The sequence below is a fragment of the Pseudomonas sp. P2S-1 genome (assembly GCF_057197725.1).
In genome coordinates, this window is record NZ_CM170068.1 from 1,673,391 (window position 1) to 1,689,313 (window position 15,923).

The window sequence follows — 15,923 nt, forward strand, 5'->3', positions numbered from 1 at the left end:
CATGGAACTCGGCAGCCTTATCGCATGCTTGAACACCGATACCCGCGACGCCCTGGAACGGGCCGCGCAGCGCTGCCTGCAACGCGGGCACCACTTCGTCGAGATCGAACACTTCCTCCTCGAACTGCTGGAAATCCAGGGCGGTGACCTGGCCTTGCTGCTGCCGCATTTCAAGGTCGAGCGCGACACCCTGGCCGAACAGATCAACCGCGCCCTGGAACTGTTCAAGGGCGGCAATACCCGGACCCCGTCGCTGTCGGCGCAGACCATCAACCTGCTCAAGGAAACCGTGCTCCAGGCCAGCATCGGCGGCGGCCAGCAGCACATCCGCTCCGGGCAGTTGCTGCTGACCCTGCTGGAACGCGAAGAGCTGCGCAGCCAGTTGCTCAACAGCGCCGCCGCGCTGCTGGCGATCCCCCTCGACCGCCTGCGCAGCCAGTTCCAGGAGCTGACCCGTGGTTCCCGCGAGCAACTGGCCGAGAGTATCCCAGTCAAGCGCGGCAAGGGCACGGCGAAAGGCGCCGAAGACCCGCTGTTGGAGCAATACACCCAGGACCTCACCGCCGACGCCCGGGCCGGGCGCATCGACCCGATCATCGGTCGCGAAGGCGAGATCCGCCAATGCATCGACATTCTCCTGCGCCGCCGCCAGAACAATCCGATCCTGGTCGGCGCGCCGGGGGTGGGCAAGACCGCGCTGGTCGAAGGCCTGGCCTTGCGCATCGCCGCCGGCGACGTACCGCCGGCCTTGCAAGACGTCTGCCTGCGGGTCCTCGACCTCGGTTTGCTGCAAGCCGGCGCCGGGGTCAAGGGCGAGTTCGAACAGCGCCTCAAGGGGGTGATCGACGCGGTGCGCAGCGCACCCCAGCCGACCATCATGTTCATCGACGAAGCCCACACCCTGATCGGTGCCGGCGGCGCCGAAGGCGGCAGCGACGCGGCCAACCTGCTCAAGCCGGCCCTGGCCCGCGGCGAGCTGCGGACCCTGGCGGCCACCACCTGGCAGGAATACAAAAAGTACTTCGAAAAAGACCCGGCCCTTGCCCGGCGCTTCCAACTGGTCCAGGTGGAAGAGCCGAGCGAAGCCACCTGCGTGCAGATGCTGCGGGGCATCGCCGCCAAGCTGGAGCAGCACCATGGCGTGCTGGTGCTGGACAGCGCGATCCAGGATGCCGTGAAGCTGTCGCACCGCTACATCTCCGGGCGCCAGTTGCCGGACAAGGCCATCAGCATCCTCGATACCGCCTGCGCCCGGGTCGCCCTCGGCCAGCACGACGTACCGCCGCCCCTGGAACACCTGCGCCATCGCCAGCACAGCCTCACCGAGGAACTGGAACGCTTGCGCCGCGAGCAGGCCACCGGCCAGGACCACCGTGAACGCATCACCACCCTGGAAGGCGAATCGCTGGTCAACCAGGACGCCATGCGCGAGCTGGAAAGCCGCTGGAGCGAAGAGCGTGAAGCGGTGCGCGAACTGCTCGACGCCCGCCAGGAGCTGCTGGCCCTCAGCGAAAAAGCCGATGCCGACGGCGACAAGCGCGACCCGGACACCGACAGCCGCATCGATTACCTGGCCGCCGAGCTGCTGCGCCTGGAGGCGGGCCTCGATGCCATCCGCCAGGACGATCCGCTGGTGCCCGAACAGGTCGACTCGAAGATCGTCGCCGCGGTGATCGCCGGCTGGACCGGCATTCCGGTGGGCAAGATGCTCGCCGACGAAGCCCATGCCGTGCGTACCCTCGGCCAGCGCATGGGGCAGCGGGTCATGGGCCAGCAGGTCGCCCTCGACACCATCGCCCAGCGCCTGCAGGCCTACCGCGCCGGCCTCACCGACCCGCAGAAACCGGTGGGGGTGTTCCTTCTGCCCGGCCCCACCGGGGTCGGCAAGACCGAAACCGCCTACGCCCTGGCCGATGCCCTGTATGGCGGCGAGCGCAACCTGATCAGCATCAACCTCTCGGAGTACCAGGAGGCCCACACCGTCAGCCAGCTCAAGGGCGCCCCGCCCGGCTATGTCGGCTACGGCAGCGGTGGCGTGCTCACCGAAGCGGTGCGCCGCAAGCCCTATTCCGTGGTGCTGCTGGACGAGATCGAAAAGGCCCACCCCGATGTGCTCGAAGCCTTCTACAACGTCTTCGACAAGGGCGTGATGGAGGACGGCAGCGGCCTGATCGTCGACTTCAAGAACACCGTGATGCTGGCCACCAGCAACGTCGGTGCCGAACTGATCCTCGACACGGCCAAGGCCGACCTGGAGGGCGAAGTGTTCAACGAACGCCTGCACAAGGTGCTGCTGCAGGCCTTCCGCCCGGCGTTCCTGGCGCGGATGACCGTGGTGCCCTATCACCCGCTGGACGAGGCCACGCTGGAAGGCATTGTCCTGCACAAACTGGAAAAACTCCGTGACCGCTACAAGGCCGCCACCGGCAAGCAGTTCGATTTCGACCGCGGGATCGTCAAGGCGGTGCTCGCCAAATGCAGCGGCGCGGGGGCGCGGGATATCGAGAATGTGCTGATGAAGCAGGTCACCGGGAAGCTGGCGGAGTGGGCCCTTGAGTAAGTGTGCACTTGAGTAAAAGCGCAGTGAAAGTGCCATGACCGTGTAAAGTCCCAGCTTCCGCCAGATTGTCCGAGAGCCCTCGATGCCCCGCGCCACCGACAGCACCACCAGCCTCTCCCTTAGCGCCAGTGCCCTCGGCGACCTCTACCCCGAGGCGCTGAGTGGCACCGAGCTGCTCAACGGGCTGGGCATGCAGATGTTGCGTGGGCACTCGGATACGGCGTTGACCCTGACCGATGCGGTGGCCAGCCATGTCACCGCCGTGCTGCACAACGACGACAAGCAGCGCCCGCTGGACGGCCTGGTCGCGGAAATCCGCCAGATGCCCGCCGATGCCAGCGCCGACCGCTACCAGTTGCTGTTGCGCCCCTGGCTGTGGTGGCTGAACCTGGCCAGCAACAACCGGGTGTTCCAGAACCTGACCACCTCGGACATTGCCAGCAAGATCTTCGATGCCCACGGCTTCAGCGACTACAAGCTGTCCCTGACCGGCAGCTACACCGCCCGGGAATACTGCGTGCAGTACGGCGAAAGCGACTTCGCCTTCGTCTCGCGGCTGCTGGAGGAAGACGGCATCTTCTGGTTCTTCACCCACCAAGACGGCGTGCATACCCTGGTCCTGGCCGACAACAACGACGCCTTCCCGGCCTTGCCCAACGGCGCGGCGATCAAGTACATCGGCCAGGAGATGGGGGTGCGCGAGCTGCACGGAATCCGCTCCGGGCAATTGGTGATGCAGGCGGTGGCCGGGGTCTATTCGGCCAGCGACTACACCTTCGCCACCCCCACCACCGAGCTGTACAGCCAGGCCGAGGCCAAGTCCGGGCCGCTGAACCTCTACGAGCACCCCGGCGGCTATATCGAAAAGGCCCGCGGCGATGCCCTGACCAAGCAACGGGTCGACGGCCTGCGCAGCCAGGAGCAGCGCTTTATCGGCGAGAGCGACTGCCGCTGGCTGGTGCCCGGCCACTACTTCACCCTCGGCAACCACGACGACGCCAGCCTGAACATCGACTGGGTGGTGACCTCGGTGACCCACGACGTCGACCACCAGCACTACCGCAACCGTTTCGAGGCGATCCCCAAGGCCACCGCCTACCGCCCGCCACGGGTCACGCCGAAACCGCGCATGCACACCCAGACGGCCAAGGTGGTGGGCAAGTCCGGGGAGGAAATCTGGACCGACGAACACGGCCGGATCAAGATCCAGTTCCCCTGGGACCGCGACGGCAAGAACGACGAAACCAGCTCGTGCTGGGTCCGGGTGGTCCTGCCCTGGACCGGCAAGGCCTTCGGCATGCAGTTCGTGCCCAGGGTCGGCCAGGAAGTGATCGTCACCTTCATTGACGGCGACCCGGATCGCCCGCTGGTCAGCGGCTGCGTGTACAACGGCGACAACACCCCGCCCTGGACCCTGCCGGACAACCAGACCCAGTCCGGGATCATGACCAACTCGTCGAAGGGCGGCGGCGGCTTCAACGCCCTGCGCTTCGAGGACAAGAAGGACGCCGAGGAAGTGTTCCTGCAGGCGCAGAAGGACTTCAAGACCAACGTACTCAACGACGTGACCGTGGATATCGGCCATGACGAGACCCAGACCGTGAAGAACGCCCGCACCCGCACGGTCAAGGAAGGCGACGAAACCATCACCCTGGAAAAGGGCAAGCGCACGGTGGCGATCCAGACCGGCAGCGACAGCCTCGACGTCAAGGACAGCCGCACCGTCACCGTGGGTGGCGACCAGACCCACAAGACCGGCGGCAACTACACCGACAAGGTCAGCGGCAACTACAGCCTGACCATCGATGGCGACCTGAGCATCAAGGTCACTGGCGCCATTACCCTGCAAAGCGGTGCCAGCTTCAGCATCAAGAGCGGTGCCGACCTGGCGGTGCAGGCCAGCACGTCCATCGCGCAGAAGGCCGGGACTTCCTTCGCCAACCAGGCCGGCACCTCGCTGGAGAACAAGGCCGGCACCACCCTGACCAACGATGCCGGGGTCAGCCTGACCAACAAGGGCGGTGCCGAACAGACGGTGGATGGCGGCGGCATGCTGACCATCAAGGGCGGCCTGGTGAAGATCAATTGAAGAATACCGCCAGGGGTGATGCCTTCCAGCTTGAACGCGGCGACTCGCGCCTGACCGGGCGGCTGCTGGAGGGCGACCTCAACGGCCCGCTGCGCATCGAGGAAAACGCCCGGTCCCAGGCCCACCTCAACTATGCCGGCGGGGTGTTGCACGGGGTCAGCCAGACCTTCCACGCCAATGGCCGGGTCTCGGCGCAACTGCCTTTCAGCAATGACAAGCTGGAGGGGGTGGCGCAGTTCTATGGCGAGGACGGCCAGTTGCTGCGCTCGGCCGGCTACCGCCGGGGCGTGTTGCATGGCGAGGCGGTCAGCTACTTCCCGGATGGGACGGTGGCCGAGCGCGAACTGTACAACCATGGCGTGCGCGAGGGCTTGCAGCAGCGTTATCACCCCAATGGCAAGCTGGCGATGAGGGCGCAATACCTCAATGGCCAGGCGCTGGATCCAGGGCAGAAGTATGCCGAGGACGGGCGGCCGCTGAATGCGGCGGGGAAGCCGGTTTCGCGGTTGAAGTGGTGGTGGACCAATGGGGCGGAGTGAGGCCCGGGATCTGTTTTGACCTTGAGGGCCTCATCGCTGGCAAGCCAGCTCCCACAGGGATCGCGTGCACCGCTAGACCTGTGGGAGCTGGCTTGCCAGCGATGAGGCCCTCAAGACAACTCAAGGAATCAAGGTCTGCACCTGCCCCGCAAAATTGATCTTGATCACCCCCGCCCAGTTGCACATCAGCATGCTGTTGGCATCCAGCGCCGGCATGTTGCCCAGCAGCACCGTGGGCGCGCCCGGCATCCAGGGCGCAGACGTCGCCGGGATGCACGGCATCGGCGTCAGCACCCCGAGCGCGGCGGCAGTGGCCGCGGCGACCATGGGGTTGGCCATGCTCATGCACATGCCGAAGGTGGGAATATTCACCAGCGGGATATGGTCCATGATGTTCGCCGCCGGCACGCCCCCCACCATGACCCGGTTGACCGGCAGGACATTCAGCGCGCATGGCGCGGCGCCGAAGCTGCATTGCAGCAAGGCACCGGTACAGACCTGGGGGCAGGACATTGCGTGGCTCCATCCGGGTGGAAGTCGAAGGGCTCGACTCTAGCCTATCCGTAGGAAATTTCCCTCAACTTCATCAAGCCACCCGGACATATATTCAATAAAGTTATTAATTTATCTTTATTAATAATTGGACTGAATAACCCCTCCCCTCCAACAATCCCCTCACCCAGCCACTGTTCGCCAGGCAACTGTTCACCCACCAACACCCCAGCAACAGTTGCCGCTCTGGGCAACACCCTGGCTCCTCACAAACCCATCACAACCCATTGATTCAAAAGGCTTTTGAAAACTGGAACGGCTCTTGCTCTTGTCCAGGCAACTCACTCCGCCAAGGAATCCGAATCATGAGCACCGCATTCAACATCGTCGCCGTTTCCGGTGGGGCCTGGCGCCCTTCGCGCACCCTGGTCCTGACCGAAGCCCTGATCAGCGCCCTCGGCCAGCACCTGGACTTCAACGTCCAGATCATCGAGCTGGGCAATATTGCCCGCCCGGTCGGTGGTGCCCTGTCGCGCAGCGAACTGCCCGCCGATGTCGAGGCGCAACTGGTCGCCATCGAACAGGCCGACCTGCTGATCGTCGCCGCCCCGGTCTACCGCGGTTCCTACCCGGGCCAGTTCAAGCACCTGTTCGACCTGATCGGCCAGGACGCGCTGATCGATACCCCGGTACTGCTCGCCGCCACCGGCGGCAGCGAGCGCCATGCGCTGGTCATCGATCACCAGCTGCGCCCGCTGTTCAGCTTCTTCCAGGCCCTGACCCTGCCCATCGGCGTCTATGCCTCCCAGGCCGATTTCACTGACTACCAGATCACCAGCCCGGCCCTCCAGGCGCGTATCGCCCTGGCTGCCGAACGGGCCGCCGCAGTGCTGGGCGGCGTGGCCGACAGCGCCCTGCGCAAGATCGCCTGAGGCAGGACACGGACCATGACCCTGCCTTCACACGCCCTGCAAACCCCACTGCAAATCGCCCGCGAACTGGCGACCCGCTTCGCCGCCACCGCCGTCGAACGCGATGCCCGCGGCGGCACGCCGAAAGCCGAGCGCGATGCCCTGCGCGCCAGCGGCCTGCTCGGCCTGGTGATCCCGAGCCAGTACGGCGGCCTCGGCGCCAGCTGGAGCGAAACCCTGGAAGTGACCCGCGAGTTCGCCCGGGTCGACAGTTCCATTGCCCATGTGTTCGGCTTCCAGCACCTGATGCTGGCCACCGTGCGCCTGTTCTCGCGCCCCGAGCAATGGGAGCCATGGTTCGAACAGACCGCGCGCAAGCACTGGTTCTGGGGCAATGCCCTCAACCCGCTGGACACCCGCACCGTGGTCAAGCGCTTCGATGGCTGGGTCGAGTTTTCCGGCAAGAAGAGCTTCTGCTCCGGCGCCAGCGACTCGGAAATGCTCATCGCCTCGGCGGTGGACGAAAGCGCGGGCGGCAAGCTGCTGATCGCCGCCGTACCCAGCGCCCGCAGCGGCATCACCCTGCATGGCGACTGGGACAATATCGGCCAGCGCCAGACCGACAGCGGCAGCGCCACCTTCGAGCGGGTGCGCATCGAGCAGGGTGAACTGCTGCTCGATCCGGGCCCGCTGAGCACGCCGTTCGCCTGCCTGCGCCCGCTGATCGCCCAGCTGCACTTCGCCAACCTGTTCCTCGGTATCACCGAAGGCGCCTTCGCCGAAGCGCGCCAGTACACCCTCAACGAAAGCCGCCCGTGGTTCCGCTCCAGCGCCCGTCACAGTGGCGAAGACCCCCACGTGCTGCGCCACTACGGCGAGTTCTGGGTCGGCCTGGAAAGCGTGCGCCTGCTGATCGAGCGCGCCGCCGAACTGCTCGACAAGGCCTGGGCCAAGGGCACCGGCCTGGGTGCCGAGGAACGCGGGCAACTGGCCCTGGCCATCGGCACCGCCAAGGTCGCCGCGACCCGCCACGGCCTGGACATCTGCAACCGCCTGTTCGAAGTCACCGGCGCCCGCGCCACCCATGCCTCGCTGCGCTTCGACCGGCACTGGCGCAACCTGCGCACCCAGACCCTGCACGACCCGGTGGACTACCGCGTCCACGAGCTCGGCGAATGGGCGCTCAACGGTACGCGCCCGACCCCGACCTTCTACTCATAAGGCCCGCCCATGCAACTGCTCACCCTGCCCCCGTCCCCGACCCTGGCCACCTCGATCCGCGCCACCGCGCAGGTCTTCGAAGACCCGCGCTCGCAGGCGCTGCTGGCCCATCTGCAACAGGTCGCGCCCAGCGAGGCGAGCGTGCTGATCATCGGCGCCACCGGGACCGGCAAGGAGCTGGTGGCACGGCATGTCCATAACCTCAGCGGGCGGCGCAACGGGCCGTTCGTGGCGGTCAACTGCGGGGCGTTTTCCGAGTCGCTGGTGGAGGCCGAGCTGTTCGGCCACGAAAAAGGCGCCTTCACCGGCGCCCTCGCGGCCAAGGCCGGCTGGTTCGAGGAAGCCGACGGCGGCACCCTGTTCCTCGACGAGATCGGCGACCTGCCGATGCCGATCCAGGTCAAGCTGCTGCGGGTGTTGCAGGAGCGCGAGGTGGTGCGTCTGGGCTCGCGCAAGAGCATCCCGATCAATGTGCGGGTGCTGGCGGCGACCAACGTGCAGCTGGAGAAAGCCATCAATGCCGGGCATTTCCGCGAGGACCTGTACTACCGCCTGAACGTGGTCAGCCTGCAACTGCACCCGCTGCGCGAGCGGCCGGGCGACATCCTGCCGCTGGCCCGCCATTTCATCGCCGAATACAGCCGGCGCCTGGGTTACGCCGAGGTCAGCCTCAGCGACGAAGCCCGCCAGCGCCTGGCCAGCTACGACTGGCCGGGGAATATCCGCGAGCTGGAAAACGTCATCCACCACACCCTGCTGCTGTGCCGCGACCAGGTGATCCGCGCCGAGGACCTGCACCTGTCGAACCTGCGCATCGAGCGCGAGAACGACAACCGGCCGCGCCAGGAAAGCGCCGACGAACTGCTCCAGCGTGCCCTGCTGCAACTGTTCGAGGAACAGGGCGAAGGCCTGCATGAAAAGGTCGAGGACGCCCTGCTGCGTGCCGCCTACCACTTCTGCCATTACAACCAGGTGCATACCGCGCAGTTGCTCGGGCTGTCGCGCAACATCACCCGCACCCACCTGATCCGCATCGGCGAACTGGTGGTCAACAAGCGCCGTCCCGCCCCCGGTGGCTTCGATGGCCGGGTGATCAACCTGTCGATCTGAATTCCTAGAAACAGAACCTGCTACGCGTGCCTACCACTCAACGATGGCAACAAGGACACTGCAATGAGTCTCGATATTTTCTGGTTCCTGCCGACTTCCGGCGACACCCGCTACCTCGGTCACTCCGCCAGCGGCCGGCCGGCAACCAACGCCTATATGCGCCAGATCGCCGTGGCCGCCGACCAGCTTGGCTACGACGGCCTGCTGATTCCCACCGGTACCAGTTGCCTGGACCCCTGGGTCACCGCCGCCAGCCTGGTGCCAGTGACCCAGCGCATCAAGCTGCTGGTGGCGCTGCGTACGTCCCTCGGCAACCCCACGGCTTCGGCGCGCCAGGCCGCCACCCTGGACCAGGCCAGCAACGGCCGCCTGCTGCTCAACGTGGTGCCCGGCGGCGATGCCACCGAACTGGCGGCCGACGGCGTGTTCCTCAAGCATGACGAGCGCTACGAAGCCTCGGACGAGTTCCTCACCATCTGGCGCCGCCTGCTGCAGGGCGAGAACGTCGACTTCGAGGGCAAGCACCTCAAGGTCGAGGGCGCGCAGAACTTCTTCCCAGCGGTGCAGCAGCCGTACCCGCCGCTGTACTTCGGTGGTTCTTCGCCGGCTGCGCATGAACTGGCGGCCAAGCATGTGGATGCCTACCTGACCTGGGGCGAGCCGCCTGCCGCCGTGGCCGAAAAGATCGCCGATGTGCGAGCCCGTGCCGCGAAGCATGGCCGGAGCGTACGTTTCGGCGTGCGCCTGCACGTGATCGTCCGTGAAACCAACGAGGCCGCCTGGGCCGCGGCCGACGAACTGATCAGCCACCTCGACGACGCCACCATCGCTGCCGCCCAGGCCAACTACGCGAAGATGGACTCCGAGGGCCAGCGACGCATGGCCGCGCTGCATGGCGGTGACCGCAACAAGCTGGAAGTGGCGCCGAACCTCTGGGCCGGGGTTGGCCTGGTGCGTGGCGGTGCCGGCACTGCGTTGGTGGGTGATGCCGAGACTATCGCCGCGCGCCTGCTGGAGTACGCCGAACTGGGTGTCGACAGCTTCGTGCTGTCCGGCTATCCGCATCTGGAAGAAGCCTACCGCTTCGCCGAACTGGTCTTCCCGCTGCTGCCGGGCAAGGGCAAGGTCACCGTGGATGGCGCCTTTACCGGTGGAGCGTTCGATATTCGTGCGGGGAAGGGCAAGGAGCAGGCGGCATGAGGGTCGAGTTGCGCTGCCGTCCGGCCTATGGACACCTGGAGACGCCTGACGTCACGCTGTTGAATCTGGGGTGAAACCACTGGCCTCATCGCTGGCAAGCCAGCTCCCACAGGGTTCGCGGTGCACACGGTCACTATGGGAGTCCGCCCAGTCTTTCAGGCAGGGTGGACTTCAACAGGTATCGCGTATGCCGTCAAACCTTGTGGAAAGCTGCATTGCCGGCGATGAGCCTGATTGCAGAATCTTTGTACTTACTGGTTGCGCCCTGGTTTTACCGGTTGGTCATAGATGCAGTCTGGAGCATTGGGACCGACATGAATCAACCCGGCATACACCTCACCGCTCACTCCCCAGTTGATTGTTCCACTGGCCTGAGCCAGGTCGTAGATCTTGCTTTCCCCTAACAGCTCTCCCGTGCGGTTATCGTAAAGACGATAGAAGCCCGGGTATTTCCACAGCGGCCATCTTTGTGCTGGAACATCTTCATTGGGATCTGCACGGGGATGGAAAATATCGGGCAGAACCCAGAACGGCTTCAGACTTTGCAGTCGGTAGCAGCCGTTGGGGCTGCTGATCTCGTCCCATTGTGTCGCCAAGCCTTTTTCCCACCATCCAGAAGCAGCCCAAAGGGCTGCCGAGATTGCGATGGCGAGCGCAATAGCTCGGGAAGTTCGGTTCACGATACCGGTCCCAGGTTGATGATCTGGTCGGTTTCGACCCACAGAACATCGGAGTAAAGGAGGAAGTCTCCGCCCATTCCAACCCCATCCCGATACTTCCTGAAGTCACCGTTTGTTACCGAAGCGAAGGCTGTATCACCGAGTTCGAAAATCGGGGCACTTCCACCTGTCGCAACCTCTATCAATTCAGAGCGGTTCAATATCTGGTCCTGTGTCCAGATCCCCAAGAACTGAAAGCCATTGAAGTCATAGTGATCCCGGATATAGAACCCCAGCCGCTCCACCTGGAAATAGCCGATCGAGCGCTGGTTCCCTGGCTCTTGCTCGACAAAGGCCCTGCCCGAGACACATACCTTGACTATCGCCTGCCCGAGCGCACCGTACATGTCGTCCAGCGGGTCGGACAGACTCCCTAACGGCGCAACGTTTACCTGGGCTGTCACATCGAGTACCCGAGCGGTCGCATTCAAATCACCGAGCCGGATGGGGGCCTTTCTGTCCCATCCGGCCTTCATCAGAAGGTCATTCAGCCGCTGAACGCCATTCGGCGTGTGGATCCTTGACGCTGCCAGGGACACAGCCTCCCGACAACGCGCGAACCCCATCGCCCAACTCATCTTCACGATGCCCTCATCGCAATGAGCTCGCGTCAGGGTCATGGGATCAGGCCTGGTTTTCTCCTCCTTCCACGCCTCCGGCATTTGCCATGCGGGGCTGTCGAACCAACGCTGCATCAAGGCTGCCGCGGTGTGCCAATTCATCTTGCGCATGGCCACCGGGACTTTTGACAGAGGCAGGGCGTGGATGACGATCTGCTTGGGTGGATGGTCTCTGCCCGGCAGGGTATCCAGCGTGACACCCTCCAGGAGAAACAGAGCATCAGGGCCCAAGGCTGTGGCTTGCTGGAAATCTTTTAACGACATGAAGCTACTCCAGATCTGGCGACGGGCCGCTGCTGGTGGTTTGCACATGGATAGCAAGGGTGCTGTAGGCCTCGTCGTTATTTGGTGCCATCCAATCGAGCCAGATCATGGAAGCAATGCGTTGGTAAATAAGTAGGGCAAATCTGAAGGATTAAGCAGAAACGTCTGACTTTTTGATTCAGCCGTAGCTTGCCGGCGCCCGCCTACAAGTAACGCGCAATCTGAACCTCATCCACTCGATCTGCCAGCATCTGAACGCGCTCGAGATCGCCACTCTTGACCGCCACCCGCAACCGCCCCAGCGCCCGGCCCTGGATCCGCTCCACCCCACCGTGCAACAACCGCAACCCCGGCAGCGCCTTGCTCAGCGCCGCCAGATCCGGCTCCAGCCCATGCTCGCCGGTGTAGTGCAGATCCAGCACCTGCTCCCCCGCCACCTCGACCGCCTCACGATGCTCCGACGGCGCCAGCAGGATCCGGCTGACCTCATGCTGCGGATCACCGAACACCCGCCAGACCTCGCCCTGCTCCACCACTTGTCCGCGCTCGAGCACGGCGACCCGATGGCAGAGATCGCGGATGACTTCCATCTCATGGGTGATCAGCACGATGGTCAGTCCGAGGCGCCGGTTGATATCCCGCAGCAGTTGCAGGATCGCCTGGGTGCTTTCCGGATCGAGGGCCGAGGTGGCTTCGTCGCAGAGCAGGATCTGCGGGTCGAGAACCAGCGCCCGAGCAATACCGACCCGCTGTTTCTGGCCACCGGAAAGCTGCGCCGGGTACGCATCGCGGCGCTCGCCGAGGCCGACCAGTTGCAGCAATTCCTCGACCTTGCGCGTCCGCTCCGCCGCCGGGACACCAGCCATCTGCAACGGCAGCTCGATGTTCTCGGCGACGGTGCGGGTGGCGAGCAGATTGAAGTGCTGGAAGATCATCGCCACCTGGCGGCGCAGCGGGCGCAGTTCGGCGCTGGTCAGCCGGGCGATGTCCTGGCCGTTGATCAGGACCTGGCCGGCGCTCGGGGTTTCCAGGCGGTTGATCAGGCGCAGCAAGGAGGACTTGCCGGCGCCACTGCGGCCAATGATGCCGAAGATCTCGCCGCGGTGGATCTGCAGGTCGATGTCGGCCAGGGCGGTGAGGCTGCCATAGCGCTTGCCGATGCCCTGGAGGTGCAGGTGGGTGGTGAGGGATTCCGGGGGGAAGCTGGTCATGGGGAGGGTCCGGGATTGTTGTGTTGTTGCTGAGGGCCCTATCGCTGGCAAGCCAGCTCCCACAGGTCCAGCGGCGCACGCGGACCCTGTGGGAGCTGGCTTGCCAGCGATGAGGCCCTCAAGGCAGATGAAGATTCAGGCTCAGAACCCCGGGGCGATCTGGCCCTTGTAGCGGGTCAGGATGAACTGCCTTACCTCAGGCGTATTCAACGCCTTGGCCAGTTTCTGGATCCCCGGGTCCTGGAGGTTGTCCGGCCGCGCCACCAGGTACTCGACATACAGGTCCTTGCCCTTCTCGACGATCAGGGCACTGCTGGTGTCGATCCCCGCCTCCAGCGCGTAGTTGGCGAACACGAAGGCCAAATCCACCTGGTTCACCGCCCGCGCCAGCAAGGCGCCTTCCAGCTCCCGGATTTTCAGTTTCTTCGGGTTCTCGGCGATATCCCGCTGGGTCGCCAAAGTGTTGCTCGGGTCCTTGAGCTTGATCAGCCCGGCCTCATGCAACAGCACCAGCGCCCGGCCGGTATTCACCGGGTCATTGGGAATGGCCACGCTGGCGCCGTCCGGAAGATCCTTCAGATCCTTGATCTTCGTCGAGTAGGCACCGAAGGGCTCGATATGCACGCCCACCACCGGCACCAGGTCGGTGTGGCGGGTCTTGTTGAAGTCATCGAGGAACGGCCGGTACTGGTAGTAGTTGGCGTCGAGGTTCTTTTCCGCCAGTTGCAGGTTGGGCTGGATGAAGTCGGTGAAGACCTTGATATCCAGGTCCACACCCTCCTTGGCCAGCACCGGTTTGACGAATTCGAGGATCTCCGCGTGGGGCACCGGGGTAGCGCCGACGGTGAGCCTTTCATTGGCGTGGGCGGAGAAACTGATGATGGCAGCGGCAAGCAGCGCCAGGGATTGCTTGAACATGGTCTGACTCCAAAGGTAGGCAAAAAGGTGTTTCAACGACGGGTGAAATGCCGCACCAGGCGGTCGCCGCTCATTTGCAGGGCCTGCACCAGCAGGATCAGCAAGAGCACGGTGACCACCATCACGTCGGTCTGGAAGCGCTGGTAACCGAAGCGGATCGCCAGGTCGCCCAGCCCGCCACCGCCGATCACCCCGGCCATGGCGGTGTAGTCGACGAGGACGATGGCCGTCACCGTGACCGCCGCGATCAGCCCGGTGCGCGATTCCGGCAACAGGGTGTAGCGGATGATCTGCCAGGTGCTGCCACCCATGGCCTGGCTGGCTTCAACCAGGCCGCGATCCACCTCGCGCAGCGCGGTTTCCACCAGCCGGGCGAAGAACGGCGTGCAGCCCACCACCAGCGGTGGGATGGTGCCGCGCACGCCCAGCGAGGTGCCGGTGAGCAAGGTGGTGAACGGGATCAGCACGATCAGCAGGATGATGAACGGCAACGAACGCAGGACATTGACCACCAGCGACATGCCCCGGTACAGGCCAGGGCTGGCGAGCAACTGGCGCTGTCCGGTGAGATAAAGCAGTACGCCAAGCGGCAGGCCAAGCAGCACGGTGAATCCCAGGGCAGCGGCAAGCATGCTCAGGGTCTCCAGGCTGGCCTGGCCGACTTCGCCCCAGTTGAGGTTGACCAGCAACTCGTTCATTGCCCGTGCTCCCGCCGCAGCGCCGCCACCGGGTGCGGCGCGCGCAGGCGGTCACCCTGGCCGAACAGTTTGTGGCGCAGGGTGCCTTCGGCGTATTCGCGCTTGAACAGGCCGCGAGCCTGAAGTTCCGGCACCAACAGGTCGACCACGGCGACGAAGGTCTCCGGGGCGACCACGCTGGCCAGGTTGAAGCCGTCCACACCGGTGGCCTCGACCCATTCCTGCAACTGGTCGGCCACGGTCCGGGCCGAGCCGACCAGCACCGGGCCGTCGCCGCCAATGGCGCAGTAGTCGGCGATCTCGGCGGTGGTCCAGGTGCGGTTCGGGTCCGCGCGAGTGAAGGCTTCCACTGCCGACTGGATAGCGTCGCTCGGGACTTCCTTGAGGATCTGCTCCGGGCCGTACTGCGAGAAATCGATCCCGGTCCAGCCCGACATCAGGGTCAGGGCGCCGGTGGCACTGGCGTACTCGCGGTACTCGCGCAGACGGGCAAGGGCCGCCTCGTCGGTCTCGGCGACGATCACCGTGAGCTGTTCGAGGATGACGATATCGTCGGCGGCGCGCCCGGCAGCGACGGCTGCCGCACGGAACTCGTCCACCTGCTTCCTCAGCACCGCCTTGCTTGGCGCGGCGACGAACACGCATTCGGCGTTGGCCGCGGCAAAGGCCCGGCCCCGGCTGGACGCACCGGCCTGATAGAGCACCGGGGTACGCTGTGGCGACGGCTCGCTGAGGTGGAAGCCGGGCACCTTGAAGTACTCGCCCTCGTGCCCGATGCCATGCACCTTCGCCGGATCGGCATAGACTCCGCTGTCGCGATCGGCTCGGACCGCGCCCTCCTCCCAGCTGCTTTCCCAGAGCTTGTAGCAGACCTGCAGGTATTCCTCGGCCAGGGCATAGCGCTGGTCATGGGACAGCTGCTCGCGCTGGCCGAGGTTGCGCGCACCGCTGCTCAGGTAGGAGGTGACGATATTCCAGCCAGCGCGGCCCTGGGTCAGGTGATCGAGGGTGGACATGCGCCGGGCGAAGGGAAACGGATGCTCGAAGGACACCGAGGCCGTCACGCCAAACCCCAGGTGCTCGGTGGCCGCCGCCATGGCCGGGACCAGTTGCAGCGGGTCGTTGACCGGCACCTGCGCCCCGGTGCTCAGCGCCGCATCGGCACTGCCGCCATAGACGTCGTAGACCCCGAGCACATCGGCGATGAACAGCCCGTCGATACGCCCGCGTTCGAGGGTTTTCGCCAGCTCCACCCAGTAATGAATATCGGTGTAGCGCCGCGACTGGTCGCGGGGATGGCGCCACAGGCCGGGGGACAGGTGCCCGACCGTGTTCATGGCGAAGGCATTGAGGCGGATCTGCTTGCTCATG

14 protein-coding genes are annotated in these 15,923 nt (G+C 64.9%); 7 read left to right on the top strand and 7 right to left on the bottom strand.

What is annotated here, in order from left to right; genetic code table 11:
• Window position 1: 1 nt before the first annotated feature.
• The 3 genes from tssH to AC2CQI_RS07430 all read left to right on the top strand — a co-directional run bounded on the left by tssH (window position 2) and on the right by AC2CQI_RS07430 (window position 5,188).
• Window positions 2-2,560, top strand: a complete 2,559-nt coding sequence (gene tssH, locus AC2CQI_RS07420) for a type VI secretion system ATPase TssH (RefSeq protein ID WP_484579734.1) — start codon at window positions 2-4, stop codon at window positions 2,558-2,560.
• Window positions 2,561-2,642: 82 nt separating this feature from the next.
• On the top strand, window positions 2,643-4,649 hold the full coding sequence (gene tssI, locus AC2CQI_RS07425; protein WP_484579735.1) for a type VI secretion system tip protein TssI/VgrG: 2,007 nt from the start codon (window positions 2,643-2,645) through the stop codon (window positions 4,647-4,649).
• Window positions 4,646-5,188, top strand: coding sequence for a toxin-antitoxin system YwqK family antitoxin (locus AC2CQI_RS07430; protein ID WP_484579736.1), 543 nt, complete (start codon window positions 4,646-4,648; stop codon window positions 5,186-5,188). The genes tssI and AC2CQI_RS07430 overlap by 4 nt, the downstream gene beginning before the upstream one ends.
• Before the next feature lie 120 nt (window positions 5,189-5,308).
• Here AC2CQI_RS07430 and AC2CQI_RS07435 read toward each other — a convergent pair whose 3' ends face one another.
• Window positions 5,309-5,701, bottom strand: a complete 393-nt coding sequence (locus tag AC2CQI_RS07435) for a DUF4280 domain-containing protein (RefSeq protein ID WP_075805012.1) — start codon at window positions 5,699-5,701, stop codon at window positions 5,309-5,311.
• Window positions 5,702-6,045: 344 nt separating this feature from the next.
• Between AC2CQI_RS07435 and msuE the strand changes: the two genes are divergently transcribed.
• From msuE to ssuD, 4 genes are all read left to right on the top strand, one after another.
• Window positions 6,046-6,612, top strand: a complete 567-nt coding sequence (gene msuE / locus AC2CQI_RS07440; RefSeq protein ID WP_484579737.1) for an FMN reductase — start codon at window positions 6,046-6,048, stop codon at window positions 6,610-6,612.
• Between the two features lie 15 nt (window positions 6,613-6,627).
• A complete protein-coding gene (locus AC2CQI_RS07445) occupies window positions 6,628-7,812 on the top strand; it encodes an acyl-CoA dehydrogenase family protein (RefSeq protein ID WP_075805010.1) in 1,185 nt (394 codons plus the stop codon).
• Window positions 7,813-7,821: 9 nt separating this feature from the next.
• Window positions 7,822-8,922: a sigma-54 interaction domain-containing protein gene (locus tag AC2CQI_RS07450; protein WP_484579738.1), complete on the top strand. Its 1,101-nt coding sequence runs from the start codon at window positions 7,822-7,824 to the stop codon at window positions 8,920-8,922.
• A 63-nt stretch (window positions 8,923-8,985) separates the two neighbouring features.
• Window positions 8,986-10,122 (top strand): FMNH2-dependent alkanesulfonate monooxygenase, encoded by a 1,137-nt coding sequence (gene ssuD / locus AC2CQI_RS07455; RefSeq protein WP_484579739.1) that lies wholly within the window; start codon window positions 8,986-8,988, stop codon window positions 10,120-10,122.
• A 251-nt stretch (window positions 10,123-10,373) separates the two neighbouring features.
• Here the strand turns inward: ssuD and AC2CQI_RS07460 are convergent, their stop codons facing one another.
• The 6 genes from AC2CQI_RS07460 to AC2CQI_RS07485 form a co-directional block, all read right to left on the bottom strand.
• Window positions 10,374-10,802: a hypothetical protein gene (locus tag AC2CQI_RS07460; protein WP_256721168.1), complete on the bottom strand. Its 429-nt coding sequence runs from the start codon at window positions 10,800-10,802 to the stop codon at window positions 10,374-10,376.
• The gene (locus AC2CQI_RS07465) at window positions 10,799-11,725 is read right to left on the bottom strand and encodes a DUF6402 family protein (RefSeq protein WP_484579740.1); all 927 of its coding nucleotides are present in this window, start codon (window positions 11,723-11,725) and stop codon (window positions 10,799-10,801) included. Before AC2CQI_RS07465 ends, AC2CQI_RS07460 begins: the two co-directional genes overlap by 4 nt.
• 203 nt (window positions 11,726-11,928) lie before the next feature.
• Window positions 11,929-12,936 carry a methionine ABC transporter ATP-binding protein gene (locus AC2CQI_RS07470; protein WP_484579741.1) on the bottom strand — a complete coding sequence of 336 codons (1,008 nt, stop codon included), beginning with the start codon at window positions 12,934-12,936 and terminating at the stop codon, window positions 11,929-11,931.
• A gap of 141 nt (window positions 12,937-13,077) precedes the next feature.
• On the bottom strand, window positions 13,078-13,854 hold the full coding sequence (locus AC2CQI_RS07475; protein WP_484579742.1) for a MetQ/NlpA family ABC transporter substrate-binding protein: 777 nt from the start codon (window positions 13,852-13,854) through the stop codon (window positions 13,078-13,080).
• 32 nt (window positions 13,855-13,886) lie between these two features.
• Window positions 13,887-14,552, bottom strand: coding sequence for a methionine ABC transporter permease (locus AC2CQI_RS07480; protein ID WP_484579743.1), 666 nt, complete (start codon window positions 14,550-14,552; stop codon window positions 13,887-13,889).
• Entirely contained in the window at window positions 14,549-15,922 is a 1,374-nt protein-coding gene (locus AC2CQI_RS07485) for an LLM class flavin-dependent oxidoreductase (RefSeq protein ID WP_484579744.1), read from the bottom strand. Before AC2CQI_RS07485 ends, AC2CQI_RS07480 begins: the two co-directional genes overlap by 4 nt.
• Between the last annotated feature and the right edge of the window lies 1 nt (window position 15,923).